Annotated in this window: 24 protein-coding genes; 13 read left to right on the top strand and 11 right to left on the bottom strand. The window is 55.6% G+C overall.

The window, feature by feature from the left end:
* Positions 1-7: 7 nt before the first annotated feature.
* Complete coding sequence (locus QZQ97_RS02615) at positions 8-1,423, top strand: pyridoxal phosphate-dependent decarboxylase family protein (RefSeq protein ID WP_311992128.1); 1,416 nt, start codon at positions 8-10, stop codon at positions 1,421-1,423.
* Between the two features lie 752 nt (positions 1,424-2,175).
* Positions 2,176-2,805, top strand: coding sequence for a transcriptional regulator RcsA (rcsA, locus tag QZQ97_RS02610; RefSeq protein ID WP_311992127.1), 630 nt, complete (start codon positions 2,176-2,178; stop codon positions 2,803-2,805).
* Between the two features lie 237 nt (positions 2,806-3,042).
* Here the strand turns inward: rcsA and dsrB are convergent, their stop codons facing one another.
* Together dsrB and cspE are read right to left on the bottom strand one after the other, a co-directional pair.
* Positions 3,043-3,237 (bottom strand): protein DsrB, encoded by a 195-nt coding sequence (dsrB, locus tag QZQ97_RS02605; protein WP_311992126.1) that lies wholly within the window; start codon positions 3,235-3,237, stop codon positions 3,043-3,045.
* Positions 3,238-3,583: 346 nt separating this feature from the next.
* Positions 3,584-3,796, bottom strand: a complete 213-nt coding sequence (gene cspE / locus QZQ97_RS02600) for a transcription antiterminator/RNA stability regulator CspE (protein ID WP_004946278.1) — start codon at positions 3,794-3,796, stop codon at positions 3,584-3,586.
* A gap of 547 nt (positions 3,797-4,343) precedes the next feature.
* Between cspE and QZQ97_RS02595 the strand changes: the two genes are divergently transcribed.
* The 3 genes from QZQ97_RS02595 to QZQ97_RS02585 all read left to right on the top strand — a co-directional run bounded on the left by QZQ97_RS02595 (position 4,344) and on the right by QZQ97_RS02585 (position 6,603).
* Positions 4,344-4,715 (top strand): hypothetical protein, encoded by a 372-nt coding sequence (locus QZQ97_RS02595; protein ID WP_311992125.1) that lies wholly within the window; start codon positions 4,344-4,346, stop codon positions 4,713-4,715.
* Between the two features lie 509 nt (positions 4,716-5,224).
* On the top strand, positions 5,225-5,434 hold the full coding sequence (locus QZQ97_RS02590) for a hypothetical protein (protein ID WP_006319262.1): 210 nt from the start codon (positions 5,225-5,227) through the stop codon (positions 5,432-5,434).
* Between the two features lie 161 nt (positions 5,435-5,595).
* Positions 5,596-6,603 (top strand): NAD(P)H-quinone oxidoreductase, encoded by a 1,008-nt coding sequence (locus QZQ97_RS02585; RefSeq protein WP_311992124.1) that lies wholly within the window; start codon positions 5,596-5,598, stop codon positions 6,601-6,603.
* A gap of 38 nt (positions 6,604-6,641) precedes the next feature.
* On the opposite strand, the gene QZQ97_RS02580 is transcribed toward QZQ97_RS02585, so the two are convergent.
* On the bottom strand, positions 6,642-7,724 hold the full coding sequence (locus tag QZQ97_RS02580; protein ID WP_311992123.1) for an endonuclease/exonuclease/phosphatase family protein: 1,083 nt from the start codon (positions 7,722-7,724) through the stop codon (positions 6,642-6,644).
* Positions 7,725-7,833: 109 nt separating this feature from the next.
* Positions 7,834-8,886, bottom strand: a complete 1,053-nt coding sequence (locus QZQ97_RS02575) for an SDR family oxidoreductase (protein ID WP_311992122.1) — start codon at positions 8,884-8,886, stop codon at positions 7,834-7,836.
* Positions 8,887-8,997: 111 nt separating this feature from the next.
* Here QZQ97_RS02575 and QZQ97_RS02570 point away from each other — a divergent pair, with 111 nt between their 5' ends.
* Positions 8,998-9,930 carry a LysR family transcriptional regulator gene (locus QZQ97_RS02570; protein ID WP_311992121.1) on the top strand — a complete coding sequence of 311 codons (933 nt, stop codon included), beginning with the start codon at positions 8,998-9,000 and terminating at the stop codon, positions 9,928-9,930.
* Between the two features lie 3 nt (positions 9,931-9,933).
* Here QZQ97_RS02570 and QZQ97_RS02565 read toward each other — a convergent pair whose 3' ends face one another.
* The 5 genes from QZQ97_RS02565 to QZQ97_RS02545 form a co-directional block, all read right to left on the bottom strand.
* A complete protein-coding gene (locus QZQ97_RS02565; RefSeq protein ID WP_311992120.1) occupies positions 9,934-10,326 on the bottom strand; it encodes a YidB family protein in 393 nt (130 codons plus the stop codon).
* 93 nt (positions 10,327-10,419) lie between these two features.
* Positions 10,420-10,668: a GlsB/YeaQ/YmgE family stress response membrane protein gene (locus tag QZQ97_RS02560; RefSeq protein WP_153859874.1), complete on the bottom strand. Its 249-nt coding sequence runs from the start codon at positions 10,666-10,668 to the stop codon at positions 10,420-10,422.
* 15 nt (positions 10,669-10,683) lie between these two features.
* Positions 10,684-10,881 (bottom strand): glycine zipper domain-containing protein, encoded by a 198-nt coding sequence (locus QZQ97_RS02555; RefSeq protein WP_311992119.1) that lies wholly within the window; start codon positions 10,879-10,881, stop codon positions 10,684-10,686.
* Between the two features lie 393 nt (positions 10,882-11,274).
* Complete coding sequence (locus QZQ97_RS02550; protein WP_311992118.1) at positions 11,275-12,177, bottom strand: LysR family transcriptional regulator; 903 nt, start codon at positions 12,175-12,177, stop codon at positions 11,275-11,277.
* A gap of 53 nt (positions 12,178-12,230) precedes the next feature.
* On the bottom strand, positions 12,231-13,004 hold the full coding sequence (locus QZQ97_RS02545) for an SDR family oxidoreductase (protein ID WP_311992117.1): 774 nt from the start codon (positions 13,002-13,004) through the stop codon (positions 12,231-12,233).
* A gap of 268 nt (positions 13,005-13,272) precedes the next feature.
* On the opposite strand from QZQ97_RS02545, the gene QZQ97_RS02540 reads away from it, so the two are divergent.
* Complete coding sequence (locus QZQ97_RS02540) at positions 13,273-13,689, top strand: VOC family protein (protein ID WP_311992116.1); 417 nt, start codon at positions 13,273-13,275, stop codon at positions 13,687-13,689.
* Positions 13,690-13,742: 53 nt separating this feature from the next.
* Here the strand turns inward: QZQ97_RS02540 and QZQ97_RS02535 are convergent, their stop codons facing one another.
* A complete protein-coding gene (locus tag QZQ97_RS02535) occupies positions 13,743-13,937 on the bottom strand; it encodes a hypothetical protein (protein ID WP_311992115.1) in 195 nt (64 codons plus the stop codon).
* Positions 13,938-14,215: 278 nt separating this feature from the next.
* Between QZQ97_RS02535 and QZQ97_RS02530 the strand changes: the two genes are divergently transcribed.
* The gene (locus tag QZQ97_RS02530) at positions 14,216-15,778 is read left to right on the top strand and encodes a sensor domain-containing diguanylate cyclase (protein ID WP_311992114.1); all 1,563 of its coding nucleotides are present in this window, start codon (positions 14,216-14,218) and stop codon (positions 15,776-15,778) included.
* Positions 15,779-15,819: 41 nt separating this feature from the next.
* Here the strand turns inward: QZQ97_RS02530 and paaZ are convergent, their stop codons facing one another.
* Entirely contained in the window at positions 15,820-17,892 is a 2,073-nt protein-coding gene (paaZ, locus tag QZQ97_RS02525; protein WP_311992113.1) for a phenylacetic acid degradation bifunctional protein PaaZ, read from the bottom strand.
* Positions 17,893-18,211: 319 nt separating this feature from the next.
* Between paaZ and paaA the strand changes: the two genes are divergently transcribed.
* The 5 genes from paaA to paaE are packed head-to-tail and all read left to right on the top strand — an operon-like array spanning position 18,212 to position 21,813.
* A complete protein-coding gene (gene paaA, locus QZQ97_RS02520; protein ID WP_311992112.1) occupies positions 18,212-19,150 on the top strand; it encodes a 1,2-phenylacetyl-CoA epoxidase subunit PaaA in 939 nt (312 codons plus the stop codon).
* A 15-nt stretch (positions 19,151-19,165) separates the two neighbouring features.
* The gene (paaB, locus tag QZQ97_RS02515; protein ID WP_311992111.1) at positions 19,166-19,453 is read left to right on the top strand and encodes a 1,2-phenylacetyl-CoA epoxidase subunit PaaB; all 288 of its coding nucleotides are present in this window, start codon (positions 19,166-19,168) and stop codon (positions 19,451-19,453) included.
* Positions 19,454-19,461: 8 nt separating this feature from the next.
* Positions 19,462-20,220 (top strand): 1,2-phenylacetyl-CoA epoxidase subunit PaaC, encoded by a 759-nt coding sequence (gene paaC / locus QZQ97_RS02510; protein WP_311992110.1) that lies wholly within the window; start codon positions 19,462-19,464, stop codon positions 20,218-20,220.
* A 10-nt stretch (positions 20,221-20,230) separates the two neighbouring features.
* Positions 20,231-20,728 (top strand): 1,2-phenylacetyl-CoA epoxidase subunit PaaD, encoded by a 498-nt coding sequence (gene paaD, locus QZQ97_RS02505; RefSeq protein ID WP_311992109.1) that lies wholly within the window; start codon positions 20,231-20,233, stop codon positions 20,726-20,728.
* A 26-nt stretch (positions 20,729-20,754) separates the two neighbouring features.
* Positions 20,755-21,813, top strand: coding sequence for a 1,2-phenylacetyl-CoA epoxidase subunit PaaE (gene paaE / locus QZQ97_RS02500; RefSeq protein WP_311992108.1), 1,059 nt, complete (start codon positions 20,755-20,757; stop codon positions 21,811-21,813).
* Positions 21,814-21,821 lie beyond the last annotated feature (8 nt).

The raw sequence follows: 21,821 nt of genomic DNA, 5'->3' as shown, positions 1-21,821 counted from the left end.
GCCACAGATGCACCCTCGTTTACAGCAGGATCTTGACCAATTTCCACAGATACTCGACCGGACCCGCCAGTTGGCAGACGAATTTCTGGCCGGGTTGAAGCAGCGCCCGGTTTACCCTCCTCTTGAGGCCCAGCAACTGCAGTTGGGCGACGACCAACTGGCGGACAGTGGCAACGGCGCGTTGGCCACGCTGGAGGATTTCTGGTCACGCTATGCTGACGGTCTCTCAGGCAGCGCCGGGCCGCGTTATTTTGGTTTTGTCACCGGCGGCGCTACTCCGGCCGCGCTGGCGGCGGATTGGCTGGTTAGTGCCATAGACCAAAACAGCCTACTGAGCCACGACACCGTTGCCGCAGCGATTGAGCTGGCCACTATTGAGCAATTGAAGTCGCTGCTGGGTTTACCGAAAGCATTTAGCGGCAGCTTTGTCAGCGGGGCGACCATGGCCAACTTTGTCGGCCTCGCCATCGGCCGCCAGTGGCTGGGACAGCAACGCGGAATTGATATCGCCAAACAGGGATTAGCGGCATTAGGCCCGATTCAGGTGCTGTCGGCGAATGCCCATGCCAGCAGCGTGAAGGCGCTCAGCATGCTCGGGATAGGCCGCGATGCGTTGAAAATCATCGATTGCCTGCCGGACTCCGAAGCCATCGACACCGCCGCGCTGGAGCGGCAACTGGCCGCCAGCAATGGCGTCCCTACTCTGGTGCTGGCCAGCGCCGGCACGGTCAATACCGTGACGTTCGACGATCTACCTCGCCTGCTGGCACTGCGCGAGCGCTACCCGTTCTGGTTGCACGTTGATGCCGCTTTTGGCGGTGTCGCCGCCTGTTCACCGCACTACTCCCCGCTGTTAACCGGCTGGGAACAAGCGGATTCAATCACCGTTGACGCGCATAAATGGTTGAATGTGCCCTACGACAGCGCCATTCAATTCACCCGTCATTTGGAACTGCAGATGCAGGTTTTCCAAAACCATTCGGTCTATATGGAAGCGCCGACGTTGCGCCCGGACGACTACCTGCACCTGACGCCGGAAAACTCACGGCGTTTCCGCGCCCTGCCGTTATGGATGGCGCTGAAAGCCTATGGGCGCAGCGGCATGCGGGACATGGTCGATCGTAATGTCCGGTTGGCGCGCCGGCTGGGCGCAGAGTTGGATGCTGATGAGGGTTTCCACCTGCTGGCACCGGTCAATTTGAACGTGGTGTGCTTTGCTCTCAGTCACGTTAAAGGGGATGCCGAAACCGCACGGGATCGCTTTATCGCACGGCTCGATCGACATGGCGTGGTGCGTTGTACCCCCACACGTTATAACGGACAGCCCGGGATCCGTGCGGCATTGGTCAATTGGATGACCGAAGAAGAAGATATCCGCCTGGCGCTGGAATCGTTGCGGCACTGCCTGACTGAAGCGTTTTAATCACCGAGTTTAAGGGCGCCATGGCGGCGCCCATTTCATGATTGATTGCGGCCAGCCGCAGGCCAGGCATAGTATAGAGTTACCGCCCCCCATCAACAGCATGCTAGCCATAACGAACGAAAACAGTTCAGAGAAACCAATTAATCACACTCTGACATTTCTCACATTTTGTGAAATAGCACATACGGCCACATCAACTCGTTGTTATATCTTCAGTTTCTTTAACAAAGAACCGGTTCCATGTTAACTCGATGTGATTATTGGATATCACAACTGATAAAAAAAGAAAGAATTCTCATTACCAAAACCGAAAAAAACAACACCAATCAACTGATATATAACAACAATTATTGGATCACCAAGATTTGACAACATTCAGTACGCTGAAAAATCAGGCTAAAAAATGTTAAAAAAACAACACATGAATTTTTTTTAAGAATTTTCCTAGCAATCAAAAATTTCATTTCGTGACATGATGCATAGATTCAATCATAACGATGCCTGTAGGCACGCGGCTCAAGCATAAGTTAGCGTTGTTGCCTGCCAGATTATCGATTAGCAGAATGTTCTGACTTAAGCTAAACTTATAGATTCACATGATTAATTAGTTTAGAAAGAAAATATCGTTGAGTGCCGTCGTATTTATTGATAGAACACTCGCTATATGTGAAATTTTGTTCCTTTTTTGCCTTTAGGCTTCAGGCTTTTTCTCTTTGTTACCGCGGTAAAACGGATTTAAGTGGGGGTGCGATATGCCAACGATCATTATGGATTCATGCAGCTATACAAGATTGGGTTTAACAGACTACCTGACAGCACACGGAGTAAAAAAACGCCAAATTAATGCCATCAACGACATCGACGATCTGCATGAAAAATGCAGCAAGTTGAAACCTAGCCTGGTGTTTATTAACGAAGATTGCTTTATACACGAAGCCAATGCGACAGAACGTATAAAACGGGTGATTTCACTGCACCCGGACACCTTATTCTTCATCTTTATGGCTATCACCAACGTACATTTTGACGATTATTTATATGTTCGTAAAAATGTCATCATCTCGTCAAAATCCATCAAGCCAGAGACTATGAATCAGCTACTTAGTCACTATCTTGAGAAAAAAACCACTCGCACGGAAAAGACCTCATTTGACCAGACGCCCGTTACGTTAAGTCAAACAGAATCAAACATGTTGCGCATGTGGATGTCAGGTCAGGGAACCATCCAGATATCCGACCAGATGCAAATTAAAGCCAAGACAGTCTCTTCCCACAAGGGAAATATCAAAAGAAAAATTAAAACGCACAACAAGCAAATTATTTATCATGTTGTCCGTTTAACCGATACCTTAACCAGTGGGATATTTGTCAATAGCCGCTAGGTTAAGAACTTAACCGTGTATTCTGCTCAAATTTGGTTTTAAATGTCTTACCACCAAGTATCTTGGATATAAAGCATTTAAATAACCTCAATACCTGCTCGCGACGACATCCTCGGCCGCGGCGGGTATTCCCGTAGCAAAAGATAGAAAATTCCCATCCCCAGGAAATAATAACTTTGCGAAAAACTTGCGAATTAACTTAATGAGCTGGAAAGATATTGGCTGTTTGTCGATAGCTTACCTGCCCTTTCGCAACTCAACGAAGGTGCCGTCACGGCTGTCAATCTCGTTGAAGAACCAGACGCCGGCAGGATAGTCGTCCAGAGCGACCAGATACATGATCCCTTCATTAAATTCTTCTACCGCCAGTATCACCCCTTCACGTCTCAGTTCACCGTCAGTTTTTACCGTTACCAGATCGTTAACTTTCATATTTCCCCCATCATTTATCATTGATGTCAGTGTATTACAAAATGAGGTTTGAAAAACACTGTACAGTTGCGACATCGACCCGCGACATACCCGTTTTAGCGCTTTCCTAAAGCTTAGCAGGCCAGCGTGCCCCGCATTTTTTCACTTTCTTAACGTTTTGGCCGCAGAATCTTAAGGGCACAAAAGATAGTCTGTTCACAGGCGCTTCCCCCCAGAGAGGTGCCTGCAAATGAAGAAGTAACAAGGAACTTTTGCCCGCAGACTTGCGGGCTTTTTTTCGTCTTAGGCAAATTACAGACACAAAAAAACCCGCCTTGGCGGGTTTTTATTAATCAGCAGAAGCCGATTAGATAGCGGTAACGTTAGCCGCTGACGGACCTTTAGCACCGTTCTCGATAGAGAACTGTACGTTCTGGCCTTCAGCCAGGGTCTTGAAGCCTTGATCCTGGATAGCAGAGAAGTGTACGAACACATCTTTGCTGCCGTCTGCTGGAGTGATGAAACCAAAACCTTTAGACTCGTTGAACCACTTCACTTGACCTTTGATCATGTTAGACATGTCTAATTCCTTCAATATTAAATGTAAGCCACCATGGGCATATGATATAGCCGGTCATCAGTTACTTATGGAGGCACTAGAAAGGAAATTCGTCAGAGAAGAGCTATCTAGGATAACGCTTTAAATTTGAACTACTTTACTCAAAATGTCGTGCATAAATAGGTCTGTACCACAGGCCGAGAAGCATTAACTCATGACAGCGCTTTAATAGCAACTCTTTTTGTTGGCCCTTTGGTGGAAACGGAGTTAAACGCACAGAATTTAACCCCGCCCGTTTAATTTATCAGCGTTATTGGCAGTATTTGCCCAATAGCAGGAGCCTGAAGCAGCCTGAATTTTTTTAAAATTTCGCCGCGACCAAGTAGCCACCTTGTTGAGATTGAACACAATTTCGTCTTTTATCCTCTCAATGCCCCTGGTCCGATGTCTGATAAAGAGAAATTTTTTATAGACCAGCCCCAAAAGAAGACGCCAATCCCATAAATGATAGTCATTCTCGTTGCGCTGTTTTATAGTTGCGACGCGTAATTATGAAGGGAGATAGACCATGCTGAGAAAGCGTACGCTGGCAGTATCCTGCTGCACCGCCCTGTTGATGCTGAGCGCTCACTCAGCCCAGGCACTAGATTTATCTTATACCGCACCGGAGCCAAGCCTTGCGCCTGCGCCGATACCGCAAACCGCCCTTGGCCCGGCAGCCAAAACGGTCAAGCCGCCGGTTGTCTGGTCTGAGTCAGAGGACAAAACCGGTTTTCGCGTTGAAATGGAATGCGATCACCCCGGTTGCAGCCGTCCGCGCGCCAAACCCTATTCGGCGCTTAACGGCCCGGTGAAAAAAACTGACCGCCGTCGCCAGTCAGATCCTTACTCCACCAATCAGGATGACGATTACAGCCTGAATATGGGCTATCAGTGGTAGAGCCGTGCTTTAAGAGTTATCCCTATATCTGCCGCCGTGCCGAGTTCATACAATGGCGCCCTGTCCACCACTCCTCCTGGTGCTGGATATGACAAGCTGTGTTGTAAATTTTTATGCGCCTTCCTATAGGCGCTTTTTTTATATCTAAATATCAATGTCCTGCAACGTTACAGAATGGTCTCATTGCACTATAACGTGATAGCTGTCACAAATAGCGCCTCCTTAGCCACTCTTTATCGGGGATTAGTCTCATGGCGACAGAATATATGTCTTTACTGGCAGTTTTGGCCGGCATTGCAGGATATGCACTGTACAAACACTTTAAATCGCAGAAGAAAAGCATGCTGAGACGTCCGCAAGATCGCTGACAGAACAGTGAGAGCATAGTCTTCGGGCTATGCTCCAGGCCACACAACCGTTCACTGTCATGTTTTCATCACAAAATTGTCACAATACAGCCATATCATGGTCGTCGATTATCCGCACTGGCTTACACCAAGGATTTCGTTATGACCACCATTAAAGCAACAAACCACCAGGAAGCAGAAAAGCTGATCCGCTATGGCACAGCCAAGAAAATAGAACTGGCTTATGACATCGACAGCGACGACTTTTTCCAGCTCGCCAGCCTGTGGTGTGATAAAGGCGCCAAGATCTCCAAAGGGAAAGAGCACTTTATCGTCTCGCTCAAAGGTTTCCGTATCCCGCCAAACGACTGATACCATGCCGCCCCTGCGGCGGCTCCCCTCTTCTGCCCCCTAAAAACCGCCCTATGATCCACATTCTCCTGTCGGCATTTCTGTAAGATAAAATATGAATTACAGCAGGCGCTTATCTACACTGTTCACTGCACCTGAACCCCAATTGGAGGAGAATGACCATGTCAGCAAACCCACCACTGCCCGACACCATGAAAGCGATCGAAATCAGCCAGCCAGGCGAACCGGAAGTGCTGATTGTCACCGAGCGGCCATTGCCGACGCTGCAACAGGGTGAGATTTTGGTAAAAGTCGCCGCTGCCGGGGTTAACCGGCCTGACGTCATGCAACGCCGTGGCCAATACGCGCCGCCACCCGGTGCATCGGATATCCCCGGCCTGGAAATAGCCGGTGAAGTGGTTGCTACCGGCGTTGGGGTTCAAAATTATACCCTGGGCGATCGCGTGTGCGCCCTGATTGCCGGCGGCGGCTACGCCGAATACTGCAAAGTGCATGAGAGCAATGCGCTGCCGGTACCCCAGAGCATGAGCCTGATTGAGGCGGCAGCCATCCCTGAAACTTTCTTTACCGTCTGGGTCAATGTGTTCCAGCGCGGGCATCTAAAGGCCGGTGAAACCGTGCTGATCCACGGCGGTACTTCAGGCATCGGTACCGTCGCCACCCTGCTGGCCAAAGCGTTCTGTGCCCATGTGATCACCACCGTCGGTTCCGAGGAGAAACGTCAGGCCAGCCTGGCGCTGGGCGCCGATGTGGCGATTAACTACCGCAACGAAGACTTCGTCGAGCAAACCAAACGCGCTACCAACGGCAAGGGCGCGGACGTGATTGTCGACCTGATCGCCGGGGATTACGTGGCGAAGAACTATCAGGCGGCGGCGATGGATGGCCGCATAGTGCAAATCGGCACCCAGAATGGCGTGGTCAAGGAATTGAACCTGATGCCGCTGCTGCTCAAGCGTCTGACCCACACCGGCTCTACCCTGCGTGCGCGCAGCGTGGAAGATAAGGCGCAAATTGCTGCAGATTTGCAGCAGAAAGTGTGGCCGCTGCTGGAGCGCGGTGCGTTAAAACCGCAGATCTTCAAAACTTTCCCGTTGGCCCAGGCAGCCGAAGCGCATGCCTTGATGGAGTCCAGCATGCATATCGGCAAGATTATGCTGACCCTCTAAAAAGAAACACCCCGCAGCCGGTCCCGCGGGGTGATATTTCAGGCTCCCGGCGTATGGACTTCTGCCGGAGAAGAACCGGTATTGGCCAGTTTTTCCTGCGCCAGAGCCTCATCCTCACCGTCTTTCTCCAGGCTTTCCTGTTCAGCTCCCTGCTTCGGCTCGTACACCAATTCCACCAGAATCGGGAAGTGATCCGAACCGACGCTGGTTAAACGACGCAGCGAGCCGAGCACAAAATCATCACTGTGGAACACATGATCCAGCGGCCAGCGCAGGAACGGATAACCGGCATGGAAAGTGCTGAACATGCCGCGGCCGCGACGCGGATCCAACAGGCCGCTGACTTTAAGGAACAAGCGGGTGGTCGTCGACCAAGCCACATCATTCAGATCGCCGGTCACTATCACCGGGAATGTCGATTTGGCGGCGCTTTTGCCCACCATGACCAGTTCGGCGTCGCGATCTTCCGACTCTTCATTCTCGGTGGGGCTTGGCGGCATCGGATGCACGCAATGCAGGCGCACCTGCTGCCCTTGCGGCAAATGCACCATCATATGCATTGACGGGATTTCTTTATCCACCAGATACTGAATTTCAGCATCGCTGAGTTTCAGTCGCGAATAAACATGCATGCCGTACAGATTATCCTGCGGGCATTTCAAACTGTGGGGATAGTCCTGTTCCAGCGGCGTCAATCGTTGCTCCCACCAGCTGTCGGTTTCCACCACCACCAGTACGTCCGGACGTTCGGTCGCCACCAGCGCCAGCAGTTTATCCGCCTGGCGATTGGGGGTTAACACATTGCACACCAGAATGCGCAAGCGCGGCTGGTGCTGGTAGCCGGTAAAGTCTATTACCTGGGGCTTGCTCAACCGGGTATAAGGGAAAATCCATACCGCCTGATATGCCGCGCAGGCCAGGTTCACCGCCATCATGCCCCATACCAGCGGCGAGGACAGGGGCAGAAAAAGCAGGTTAAGCAATAACACCAGTAATGAAAGCGTCAGTATTTGCAGGCGTGGAAAATCCCATATTCGAATCCACCAAGCCGCATGCTTTGAGAGTGGCGCAATGGTCACCAGCGCCAGCAAAAGCGTCAGTATGGCGGTAATCCCTGTCACGTTTATGTCCTCATCATCCCCGGGCCGGTCAGGCTGACGGCCGCTCTGGCCGCCCTACCGGGCGGCTGTCAAAGAGTGCCACAAAAAGCGCCCGCCCCGCCAGCAGGCACTAAGGAATAATCTTTCGCTGACGGAATTCATCAAACAGCGCAAAGAACATCGCTTCGGTGTCGACAAATTGGGTAAAGCCAAAACGTCTCGCCTTGCTGCCATCGGCAAACATGTCGTAGTCCCACGAGAAGACAAAATCGGCAAAGCGCCAGCCGGTCACCGCCTGATAATCTGTCACCGCCAAGTCATGCTGCTGCGCGAGGCTCTGCCACAACGCGGCTTTATCCGCCATCATCTGCTCCAGCGACATAGGCAGCGGCGGCGCCGTCTCCAGACCAAAATAATCGGCAATTTTCGGCCACATCTCGCTCCAGCGGAATAAATCGCCATTATTGATGTTAAAGGCCTGATTAGCCGTTGCAGGCTCCGTCGCCGCCCACAGCGTAGCGCGCGCCAGCAGGCCGGCATCGGTCATTTCCAACAAACTGTGGTAAGCGCCCGGTTTGCCGGGAAAACGCAGCGGCAGCCCCAACGCCTTGCTGATTGAGGCATAAACGGCAATGGTCAGTGCCAGATTCATTGGATTGCCAAGCGAAAAACCGCCGACCACGCTGGGACGAATCGCGCTCCAGCGCCAGCGTTTGCCCTGCTGGCGCCGTTCAAGGTAGTTTTGCTGATCCACGTTAAACTCCGGCGGCATATGCCCGGCGTCACTTTCCCGCGCCGGGGTTTTAAATGGCCCCAAATGCGCGCCGTATACCTTGTACCCCTGCATCAGGCTGATGTGCTCCAGCCCTTGCGCCACGGGCTCCAACGCTTCCACCACGTTCGCCAGCATCGTCAGGTTCGGTGCCACCAACCCCGCCCAATCTGGCGCGTCCTGATAAGCGGCATAGAAAATGTGGCTGACCTGCGTCAGCGGTTGCAGCGCGTCGCGCGTCGCCTGCGCATCCAGCAGATCAACCGCCAGATAGCGCACTTGCGGCCGGTCCACGCCCCCGCGGCGCGACAAGCCAACCATTTGCCACCCCTGCTCGACCAGTTCCTCAATCAGTTTACGACCGATAACGCCGTTAGCGCCGACTACCAGCGCCAGTTTGCTGCTTTGCATGTTGTGTCTCCCGTTCATCATGGATGCAGCTACTGTGATCGATTAGCAAAACTTGCGGTAGACGCCATTTTTAACTAACACTTATAAGTAAATTCTATAAGTGGAGGAACGATGGACAAGCTGAGCGCCATGAAGACTTTCGTCCGCGTAGCGGAGCTGGGCAGCCTCTCGGCGGCGGCCCGCGATCTGGGGCTGACGCAGCCGGCGGTCAGCCAGCAAATCGCCGGGCTGGAGCAGCAACTGGGCGCACAGTTGCTGTTTCGCAGCACCCGCGCCGTCTCCCTGACCGATGCCGGCGGTGGCTATTACCGGCAAATCAAGCCGATTTTAGCGGCGGTAAACGAAGCGGAAGAAGCGCTGCACGGCCTGAACCAACGGCTGCAAGGAAATTTACGCATTCATGCACCAACGGGGTTCGGCCAGCAGCACCTGACGCCGTTGGCGATCGCCTTTCAACAACGCCATCCCGAGCTGAATATTGAGCTTTTGCTGGACGATCGCCGGGCGGATGTCATTGGCGAAGGCATTGACGTAGCGATTCGTTTTGGCGAGCTGAGCGCACCGGGCACGGTGGCGCGGCGGCTGGGGGAGTTACAGCGCATTCTCGTGGCCTCGCCGGCTTATCTGGCGGCGCATGGCGCACCGCAAACACCGGCAGCGTTGGCGGCCCATGCGCACATTCGCTACAGCGGCCTTCGCGACGGCGATGCACTGACGCTCATCGGGCCTCAGGGCGCCGAGATGGTGAATCTGCGACCGGTATTCCGCGCCAACAACACGTTCTCACTGCTGGCAGCCATCGAGTCTGGATTGGGCATCGGCGGTGCGCAACGGCCATTGATTGGTCGGCAACTGGCCGCCGGCACGCTGGTGCAGGTACTGCCGGCCTGGCGCTACCCGCCGATGGCGCTGCATGCCGTCTACCCCGCGGCGCGGTTTATTCCCGGCAAAGTGCGGGCATGGGTAGATTATTTGCTGGAGGCGTTGAAAGCGATTGAAGGCATTACGTTAAACAATGCCCCCGACCCGATGTCGGGGGCATAAGTATTATTTGAACAACTTACCGACCATATCGCCCAGTTCGTTGCTGTCCTGCTGCACTTCGCCATTTGGCGATGCGGCGTCAGCCACCGTCGGCAGGAATTGCGCGATAGTGCTGGAAGCCTGAGCCGGATCGATCCCCAGCTTTTCGGCCAACTGATTGATGGCATCGCTGCCCAGCACCTGCTGAACGTGATCGCCGCTGATCGGCTGGTTTTCGCCGTTGCCCAGCCATGAACCGACCACATCGCCGAATTGCCCCTGGCGGAACTTGTCCAGGATCGCCTGCAGGCCGCCCTGTTGCTGGACCCATTGCATGATGGCGACATAGTCAATGCCTTTGCCGCCGTTAGCGCCGCCACCCAGAATACTGCCCAATACGTTATCAAACAGACCCATGGTCATCCCCTTCTGGCCGCCGGCTCAAGCCGCACGACCGCTATGATTTAACGAAAAAGGGCCGCCGCAGCGACCCTGTTGATCAGCACCTGATTAGCTTCTGATCTTTCTGTAGACAAAAAGCACCACCAGGGCACCGATTACTGCGACAACGAAGCTGCCCAGGTTAAAGCCATCTACGCGACCCATACCGAAGAAGGTACTGATATAGCCGCCGACTACCGCACCAATGACCCCGAGGATAACAGTCACGATAAAGCCACCGCCGTCCTTGCCCGGCATGATCCATTTAGCCAGGATACCGGCGATTAAACCAAAAATGATCCAGGAAATGATGCCCATTCTTACTCTCCCTATTTACTTTTTGCCTAAAAGAAATCCTATCACCAGGCCCACAACGGCACCGGCGCCAACCCCAGCCCAGGGATTGTCCTTAATGTAAGAACAGGAGTGCCCGGCCACGTCTTTCAAACCGGCCCGCACTTCGCATGCGGCAGATTTTGCACCGTCACACAACTGTTCAACATTGCCTTTAACGTCATTTTTTACTGACATTTCATATCCTTAAGTTAACACAGCCGAAAAGTTCACACCGAGTTTCGCACTTGCTCCAACCCTGGCCGATACTTTTACACCTATGTTTCCCTATGCTTGCCGTTGCCGGCAGCGCGATACAGGGTGATTCGCGACAAACACGCAGCTTCACACTGTTACTATAGACAAATATCAGCAGTTTACACATTTCCGTCTGTCTGAATTTAACTGTACAAAAAACGATCTAATTCATCTGGCTGTCATTTCCGCGGGCTATACTTGAAGTGAATATTTCCGCTGGAGATAGGCAATGAACAATACGCCATTTGTGCTGATACTGGCGGTTATCTACGCCTTTGCCGCCCTCTGGGATGGCTCTGCCGCGCAGTTGCTGATGTGATGCTGTGCCCCGGCTCAGCTTTCGCAAAACGGCTTGATTAAACGGCTGAACCACTCGGCAAACGCCGTAAAACGCGCCGAACGCTGTCGTCGGTGGGGATAAAGCAGCGCAATGCTCATTGCCGGTGGCCGGGCCTGCGGTAAAATTTCGCGCAGGCTGCCCTCATCCAGATGATGCTGAAGATCAAATCTCGGGTTCTGAATCATTCCCAGCCCCGCCAGGCAGCAGCCGATATAATTCTCCGCATTATTGACCGTCACCCTGCTGCGCAGCGTTTTTTCAACGCGTCGCCCTTCCTCCTCCCACAGCCATGTGTCCGCGCCCGCCAGATTAGGCTGCGCATAACCCACCACCCAGTGATCGTCCAACCGTTCGGTATGCTCCGGCGTCCCGTAGCGCCGCAAATACTCCGGGCTGGCGCAGTTGATCATGCTCAAACGGCCAAGCGGTTGGCTGACCAGGCTACTGTCACTGAGGCTACCGACACGCACCACGCAGTCTACCCCTTCCTGAATCAAATCGATTGAGCGGTCGCTGGCGCTAAGAAAGAGTTGAATATCGGGGTAGTGCAGGAAGAAGTCAGGCAGCGCCGGCACTATCATCCGCCGGGCAATACGGCTGGGTACATCGACGGTCAACCGGCCGCTGATCGGCCCGTTTTCCTGCTGAAAGAGCCTGTCCAGCGCATTCACCTCACACAGCAGGCTGCGCGCTTTGTCGAGCAGCAGTTCGCCGTCGCTGGTCAACTGCACTTTGCGGGTCGTACGATGAAACAGGCGGGTGCCCATTTCATGTTCCAACTGCTGGATCGCCGCCGACACCGTGGTTTTCGGCATCAACAGAATATGCGAAGCGCGGATAAAACTGCCCACCTCGGCAACCTGGATAAAAACCCGTAATCTCCCTATTTTATCCACCGGCTGTGCATCCTGAAAAAGGGGCTGCGGCGTCGGCCGCAGCAGAAGTAAGATTAACGGGTAGTATAGCCACCGTTGGCGAACAACGTCTGCCCGGTAATCCACCAACCGTCGGTGACTAAAAATTTGACGATGGGCGCGATGTCTTCAATGTCGGTCAGACCGGTTTTCGAGTATTTGCTCAGCGCAGCGGCACCACTATGGTATTCCACCGCCTCCTTGCTTTCCTGTCCATAGAAGAACGGCGTATCCATCGGGCCGGGGCCGATGGCGTTCACGCTGATGCCACGCTCGCCAAACTCCTTGGAAGCCGCGCGGGTGAAATGCTCCACTGGCGCTTTACTGCCGGGGTACACCGCATAAAACGGCGTATAGGCTGCCAACAGCGAACTGACGATGGTCACGATGCGGCCGTTATCCGCCAAATGCTTGCCTGCTTGCTGAATAAAGAAAAATGCCGCCTTGGCGTTGACGTCAAAACTGGTGTCGTAATCCGCTTCGGTCACCTCGGCAATCGGTTTTTTGATCACCAGGCCGGCGGTATTGATCGCAATATCCACCTTGCCGAACGCCTTAATCGCTTCCTCAAACACCTGCGCTACATTGGCCGGCCGGGTCAGATCGCCCTGCACCGCTATCGCCTGCGCCCCCGTCGCTTTAACCGCAGCCAGCGTTTCTTCCGCCGCCGCACGGGTCGCGTCGCTGTTGTAATGCACCACAATGGCCGCCGCGCCGCTGGCCGCCAGATCGCGCGCCACCAGGCCACCCAGGTTCTTCGCGCCACCGGCGATCAACACGACTTTTCCATTCAAAGATTGCTTGCTCATGACAATGGCTCCGTTCGTAAAAGGTGCCCTGAGTATAGAAAGCCTGACCGATCAGATAATCTGTCCAAATCGGGATGAACCATCCCGATTTTTTGCCCAATCCGTTTGGCCGCGCACCAAAGCGCCAGAGCGTGATCGCCCACCGGGCATTCACCCCAATTCGCACTACACTTGTAAGTCACCTTTGGCAATAGTTGCCAGGCGAAATCTTTTTTTCCCGCCCGCGGGCCGGTTTACAGCCTGATGGGCCATAACCGAGGTCGATGTCATGTTGATTCAACCCTATTTATTTTTTAACGGTAATTGCGAACAAGCGGTGAATTTCTACGCGCAGCAACTGGGCGGTAAAATAGAAATGATCATGCGTTACAAGGAGATGCCCGAGGAAGCAAAACAGGGCGGCCCTCAGGATGCCGATCCGGAGTCCATCATGCATGCACGGTTGCTGATTGGCGAAAGCGCGCTGATGGCCTCCGACGGCTGCCCACAGGATGGCGCCGACGCGTCACATAAAGGATTTTCCCTGTCGCTCAATCCGACCGACGTGGAACAAGGGCGTGAACTGTTTGAGAAATTGTCGCAGGGTGGACAGGTAACCATGCCTTATGGGCCCACTTTTTGGGCCAAGGGATTTGGCATGCTGACCGACCAATTTGGCGTCAATTGGATGATTAACGTTGAATAATCCCACCCCGTCGCGGTGCCCACGGCCTATGGCGGACACCGCGCCTTCGGCAATCAGCTATAGTGATGCCAGTCGTAGGCCGCCATGGCGAACAGAGCAAACAACACCGTCAACAGCGCCACCCCCAAACGCCAGTAAGGCGACTTACGCCGCCGCCAGGCAAAAAATATCATCAACGCCAATACGCCCAGCGTCACCGGGTAATACACCGCCAGCGTCAGTAAAGTAATAATGATGATGTCAGACACACTCGCGATCCTCTCATTTCGGGGTATTTCTTGGCAAATTGTAACCTCTGCCGAGGGTAACTTGTTTAAGGGAGTAGTGGTCAGCAGAATTAACGAATAAGATGTAAGATAGTTCTTAACTTTATCGATACCCTATGACTTTCAAGTTGCAGCCAGGCACCCAGTTCGCTCATCCTCAGGCGCTTACTCTGGTAAGTAACTGAGGTGAGCGAGTGCAGGCAACAACGCTGCGGCTTGAAAGACGACGGGTATAAAAATCACATCATAAAAAGGGTGACATGACACAGCAGCAACCGCAGGATGCCGATCTGCCGCACAACGGTAAAAATTCCCCGTTATTATTTCAGGCTGGCGTGTTTGTCATCATCGTTGCCGCCACGCTGATTCTGTTTAACGTCTGGCAAATTTGGAATGCGCATCAGCGCGATCTGAAAAGCGCCGAATATGAGTCCGCCAACCTGGCGCGCTCGCTGGCGCAACATGCCGATGACACTTTCTTGCAAGTGGACACTACGCTATCCGATCTGACCGAACGCATTCAAACCGACGGGTTGGGCCAACCGCAACAGTTGCGGCTGCAAAAGTTGATGCAAGGACAGGTCGGCAATCTGCCTCAGCTGCACGGCCTGTTTATTTATGATTCGCACGGCAGCTGGATAGTCACCTCCTCCGGAAGGTTCGTGCAGAACGCCAACAATGCTGACCGCGAGTATTTTAAATACCACCTCGAGCACAACAGCAACGCGATCTACATCGGCAAAGTGGTGCGCAGCCGTTCGACCGGCGATTTGATCATTCCGGTGTCGCGCCGTTTAAACCATCCGGACGGCAGTTTTGCCGGCGTGGTACTGGCGACGCTCTACGTCGATTATTTCCGCCAGTTTTACGACACCTTCGCGCTTAACAGCGACGCGGCGCTCAGTCTGCTGCTGGCGGACGGCACCATTCTCTACCGCCGCCCTTATTCCGCCGCCTCGATCGGGAAAAATATCTCTCAGGGTGTCTTGTTCCGCAAAATTCTGCCGCATTCCGAATTCGGTAACGCCACCATCACCTCGTCGTTCGACAAGGTGGAAAGGATTTATGGCTATTCAAGGGTCAACCGCTATCCGCTGGTGATCACCGCCGGGCTGTCGAAAGAAGACGCGCTGGCCGACTGGCGCAACGATTCCGGGCTGTTTGTGGCCGGCGGCGCTATTCTGCTGGCCATTCTACTGGCATTGGGGTTGGTGTTGATGCGGCAGATAAACCACAGCATGCGCACCGAAGCCGAGCTGATGCGCACCCGCGATCAACTCACCAGCATCAACCTGCGGCTTGAAGAGCTGGCGCTGCTGGACGGTCTGACCGGGCTGGCCAACCGCCGCCAGTTTGATATCGCCTTAAAGAACGAACTGGCGCGTGCGGCGCGCAACTACCGCAGCGTGGCGCTGCTGATGCTGGATATCGACTATTTCAAGCAGTACAACGATATCTATGGCCACGTCGCCGGCGACCAATGCTTGCAGCAGATCGGGCAAATGCTCAAGGGGCTGGCCAGCCGCAGCAATGACATCATGGCCCGCTACGGCGGGGAAGAAATGAGTATCATATTGCCGGATACCGATGCCCAGGGAGCGCTGATTTTCGCCGAACGCGTGATGCAGGCAGTGCATGAACTGAAGATACCGCATCAGGGGAATCCGCATGGCGTGATTACCCTCAGCATTGGCATCTGCGCCAAAGTGCCGCATATGTACAACGACACGCCAATTGGTTTTATCAATCTGGCGGACAGCGCGCTGTATCAGGCCAAAAAAGAAGGTAAAAACCGCATCGCCTGCAACAGCGCGGCGGTTTAACCCGGTTCTCACGGCGGTGAATGGCCGGCATCAGTTGCCGGTCAGTTTACCGGCCCCCTATCGTCCTCCTGCCGCGCCACCAGCGTCAAAATGCTGTATAACGCAACGGCCTGCTGATGCTGGTTCAACACCTGAACATCCCACACCACCACCCCATGCGGACGATCCTCTGCGGTTTTTTGCGGCTTACGGATTTTCTTTTTGCAGGTCAGGCGCACCTGGATCGTATCGCCGATTTTCACCGGTTCGATAAAGCGCAGGTTTTCCATGCCATAATTGGCGATCACCGGCCCCACGCCGGGATCGACAAACAACCCAGCGGCGGCTGAAACCACAAAGTAGCCGTGCGCCACACGCTCGCCAAACAGCGATTCGGCGGCGCCAATCTTGTCCATATGGGCATAGAAATGATCGCCGCTCAGGCAGGCAAAGTTAACGATATCGGCTTCGGTCACGGTGCGGCGAGCGGTCAGCAGGCTTTCGCCCAGTTGCAGCTGTTCAAAGTATTTGCGGAACGGATGAACCGGATCCTCAATCACCGTCGCCCCGCGCATCCACTCACGGCCAATAGCCGCCAACATCGACGGGCTACCCTGGATGGCGGTGCGTTGCATATAGTGTTTCACCGCACGCAATCCCCCCAACTCTTCGCCTCCACCGGCACGCCCTGGCCCGCCGTGCACCAGCATCGGCAGCGGTGAGCCGTGACCGGTAGACTCCGTTGCTGCGTGGCGATCCAGGATCAGCATGCGGCCATGAGCGCAGGCGGTGCCGCGAATAAAGCGCATCGCCAGCGCCTCATCGGCGGTGACCAGCGACCCCACCAGGCTGCCCTGTCCCAACAACGCCAACTCAATCGCCTGGTCAGTCTGATGATACGGCATCAACGTCGCCACCGGCCCGAACGCCTCGGTGCCGTGGACTGCCCGGTGGGAAAACGGATCGGCGCAATACAGCAGCGTGGCCGGATAAAACGCACCGTTCTGCGCCCCTTCACCGACCAGTTCCAGCTTATCGAGCGCCGCGCCGCACAGCGGTTCGCAGCCCTGGTGCAGCAGGAACTCCACCTTTTGCTGAACATCATCGCGCTGCTCACGGCTGACCAACGCCCCCATGCGTACCTGTTCCAGCTTGGGATCGCCCACCGTCACCCCAGCCAACCGCTGCAGTAGCGCCTGTTGCACCTCAACCACCCGCTTCGCCGGCACGATAATCCGCCGGATGGCGGTACATTTCTGCCCGGCTTTGGCGGTCATTTCACGGCATACTTCTTTGATAAACAGCGTGAACTCCGGCATTTGCGGCGTGACGTCCTCCCCCAGCACGCAGCAGTTGAGAGAATCGGCCTCCATAGTGAAAGCGATCGATTTTGCCAGCAGGCGCGGATGTGCGCGCAGCCGCTGACCGGTCTGCGCCGAGCCGGTGAAGGTCACCGCGTCCTGGTAATCCAGGTGATCGAACATGTCGCCGATACCACCGCACACCAGTTGCAAAGCCCCCTCCGGCACCAGCCCGCTGTCGATAATCAGCCGGACCATCGCCTGCGTCAGCTGCGCGGTGGCGGTAGCCGGTTTAATGATGGCCGGCATGCCCGCCAGCCAGGTCGGCGCCAGTTTTTCCAGCATCCCCCAGCAGGGGAAGTTAAAGGCGTTGATATGCAGCGCCACGCCCGGCCGCGAGGTCAGCACGTGGCGAGCCGCGAACTGCGCCTGTTTGGATAACGAAATCGGCTCATCCTCTGGCCACAGGGTATCGTCCGGCAGTTCACGTCCCGCCATGCCGGCATAGGCGAACAGCGTGGCGATGCCACCTTCGATGTCCACCCAGCCGTCACTGCGCGTGGCACCGGTCTGGTATGAAATCTCATACAGCGCCTCTTTGTGCGCCAACAGATGTTTAGCCACTGCCTTCATCATTTGAGCGCGCTGCTGGAATGTCATCTGCGCCAGCGCCCTGCCGCCTTTATTGCGCGCATAATCCAGGCTGGCGGCCAACGGCAAGCCGTCGGAGCAAACCTGATACAACGGTTCGCCGGTAATGGCGTGATGGATTTCGCGGGCTTGTCCCTGGCCGAATACCCAGCCGCCAGAAAGGTAACTGTGTAACTGCTGCATGTGCATCTCCGGAATTCATAAATTTACATTAGATAGCTTAATTACGTATCACATATTGTCCAGTCTCTGTCGGGTCAAAATTTAACAAAAACCAAACAACACCGCCTGTGCACGCGTCAAACGCGTTGAAAAACACGCTTGGGTAAATTTTATAATCAATTAAAAAACAACACATTAAATAAACACCTTGCGAGTGACATCACAAAACCACATAAAGGCCGTTTGATCTTTTTGTTATCAATTTGTAGCCTTAAGGTGAATTAACGTGATTCACATTTTTATGTTTAATGTGAAAAATACGAATCATCAAGAGGCAAGCATGACAACTGACGCGCAACATCAGCAGCACTTCGACGACAAGATGGCGGCGGATACCGCCATCGAAGCCAAAGACTGGATGCCTGACGCCTATCGCCAAAACCTGATCCGCCAGATTGGCCAACACGCCCATTCCGAAGTGGTCGGCATGCTGCCGGAAGCCAACTGGCTAACGCGTGCGCCGACCCTGCGCCGCAAGGCGGTGCTGCTGGCCAAGGTACAGGACGAAGCCGGGCACGGTCTGTACCTGTACAGCGCCGCCGAAACCCTGGGCTGCTCGCGTCAGGAGATCTACCAGAAGATGCTCGACGGCAAGATGAAGTATTCCTCCATCTTCAACTACCCGACGCTCAATTGGGCCGATATAGGGGTGATCGGCTGGCTGGTCGACGGTGCTGCCATCGTCAATCAGGTGGCGTTATGCCGCGCCTCTTACGGCCCCTATGCGCGGGCAATGGTGAAAATTTGCAAAGAAGAAAGCTTCCACCAGCGCCAGGGTTACGAAGCGGCGATGGCGATGGCTAACGGCAGCGAGCAGCAGAAAGCGATGCTGCAGGACGCCATTAACCGGTTTTGGTGGCCGGTGCTGATGATGTTCGGCCCGAGCGATACCGACTCGCCGCACAGCGCGCAGAGCATGGCGTGGAAGATCAAACGCCACAGCAATGACGAACTGCGGCAGAAGTTTGTCGACAATACCGTGCCGCAGTTGGAAGCGCTGGGCATGACCGCCCCCGATGCCGATTTGGCCTGGGACGAAGCCGCCGGTCACTACCGCTTCGGCGCTATCGACTGGAGCGAGTTGCACGAGGTGATCAAGGGACGCGGGCAATGCAACCACGAACGCCTGCAGGCCAAGCGTCGCGCCTGGAACGAAGGTGCCTGGGTGCGTGAAGGCGCGCTGGCCCACGCGACGAAAAACGCCGCCACCGCCGCATAGATTAAGGAATCGAAAATGACTCACGCCGAATGGCCGCTGTATGAAGTGTTTATCCGCAGCAAACAAGGGTTGGCGCACCGTCATGTCGGCAGCCTGCACGCCGCCGATGACCAAATGGCGCTGGAAAATGCTCGCGACGCCTACACCCGCCGCAATGAAGGCTGCTCAATCTGGGTGGTGCAATCCAGCCATCTGATCGCTTCGCAGCCGGAAGATCGCGGGGCGTTCTTCGATCCATCCGATGACAAGATCTACCGTCATCCGACGTTCTACACCATTCCCGACGGCATCAAGAACATGTAGAGGCGGCCATGACCTTTAACGATCCGCGAATTACCTATGTACTGCGTCAGAGCGATACGCCACTGATCCTCGCCCAGCGGCTGTGTGCCTGGTGTGGCCACGCGCCGGAGCTGGAAATCGACCTGGCGCTGGCGAATATCGGCCTGGACCTGCTCGGGCAGGCGCGCAACTTTCTCGGCTATGCCGCCGAACTGGCCGGGCCGCAATACGGCGAAGATCGCCTGGCCTTCGGCCGCGACGAGCGCGAATTCCATAACCTGCTGCTGGCGGAACAGCCGAACGGCGGTTTCAACGACACCCTGGTGCGGCAATTTTTGCTCGACGCCTACCACGTACAGTTGCACCAGGCGCTAAGCCGCAGCCGTGACCCGCAGCTGGCCGCCATCGCCGCCAAATCGCTGAAGGAGGCGGATTATCACCTGCGCTTCAGCCGTGGCTGGATGATTCGCCTCGGCGACGGCAACGCAGTCAGCCATCAAAAGATTCAGCAGTCGCTGGATGACCTGTGGCGCTTTACCGCCGAACTGTTCCATGCCGATGATCTCGAGCTGGCGTTGGCGGAACAGGGCATCGCCGCCGATCCGCGTCAACTTGAGGCACCGTGGCGGGCGCTGGTGAACGACACGCTGCACCTGGCCACCCTGACGCCGCCGGCTGAACCTGCGTTTCGCCACGGCGGCAAACAGGGGCGGCACAGCGAACATCTCGGCCCGCTGCTGGCAGAAATGCAATTCCTGCAGCGCGCCTACCCCAACAGCAACTGGTAAAGAGGCCGCCATGAACATCACCCGACTGCAGGCTGCCGAGATCCCGCAAATCTGGCACTGCCTGCAACAGATCAGCGATCCGGAACTGCCGGTGCTGTCGATCACCGATCTGGGTATGGTGCGCGATGTGGAGCCAGACGGCGCGGGCTGGCGCATTACCTTCACGCCAACCTACTCCGGCTGCCCCGCCACCGAATTCCTGCTCGACGCCATCGAGCAGCGGCTGGCCGAAGCCGGTTTCAGTCCGGTGAAAGTGGCCCTTCGCCTCAGCCCGGCCTGGACCACCGACTGGATGAATGCGGCTGCGCGTGCGCGGTTGCGGGATTACGGCATCGCGCCGCCGCAGGGCCACACCTGCGATAAACCCGAAATCCACGGCCCGGTGCCCTGCCCGCGCTGCGGCAGCACCCGCAGCGAAAAAATCAGCGAGTTCGGCTCCACCGCCTGCAAGGCACTGTACCGCTGCTGCGAGTGCCGGGAACCGTTCGACTATTTCAAATGCATATAGGCTGCGCCCTGCAATAGGAGAACACCATGACGGTCTTCCATCGCCTGAACGTCGCCGCCATCGAGCGCGAAACGCCGGACGCCGTGGCCATCACGCTGCGCGTACCCGACGAGTTGAAAAATCATTACCGCTATACCCCCGGCCAGCACCTGACGTTAAAGGCGCGGGTCAACGGCGAAGAGCTGCGCCGCTGCTATTCCATTTGCAGCGCCCCGCAGGAAGGGTTGCTGCAGATCGGCGTCAAAGCGATACATCGGGGTCGTTTCTCCGCGTTCGTCAACCAAATGCTGAAAGTCGGCGATGCGCTGGAAGTCATGGTGCCGCAGGGACGTTTCGGCTATCAGCCGCAGGCGGAAAACTGCGGTAACTACCTGGCGATTGCGGCCGGCTCAGGCATCACTCCGATGCTGTCGATCATCAAGGCTACGCTGCTGCTGGAAGCCAACAGCCGCTTCACACTGATCTACGGCAACCGCAGCAGTCGCTCGGTGATGTTCAAAGAGGCGTTGAGCGACCTGAAAAACCGCTATCCGCAGCGCTTTCAGCCGCTGTACCTGTTCAGCCAGGAGAGCCTCGACAGCCCGCTGCTCAGCGGCCGTATCGATCGTGAACGCCTGACGGCTATCGGCGGCGCACTGCTGGATTATCGCGACTACGACCACGCCTTTATCTGCGGGCCGGAGGCGATGATGGACGACGCGCAAACCGTGCTGGAACAGGCCGGCGTCCCGGCCGCGCATATCCACAGCGAACGCTTTAACACCAGCGGCCTTGCCGCCCGCCCTGTCAACGACGGCAGCCGCAACGCCACCCAGGTGGAGATCCTGCTCGATGGACGCCGTTTGAATATCGAGGTTGGCGCACAGGACGACAGCATTCTGGACGCGGCGCTGCGTCAGGGCGCTGACCTGCCCTACGCCTGCAAAGGCGGGGTATGCGCCACCTGCAAATGCCGGCTGAAGGCCGGCCAGGTGGAGATGGGCGTCAACTACAGCCTGGAGCCGGATCAGTTGGCGGCGGGTTACGTATTGAGCTGCCAGTCGTGGCCGCGCGGTGATGGCGTGGTGTTGGACTTTGACGTATAGGAGCCGGT

The sequence above is a fragment of the Serratia sp. root2 genome (assembly GCF_031931805.1).
Classification (GTDB): domain Bacteria; phylum Pseudomonadota; class Gammaproteobacteria; order Enterobacterales; family Enterobacteriaceae; genus Serratia; species Serratia inhibens.
This window is presented reverse-complemented; position numbering and strand designations above follow the sequence as displayed.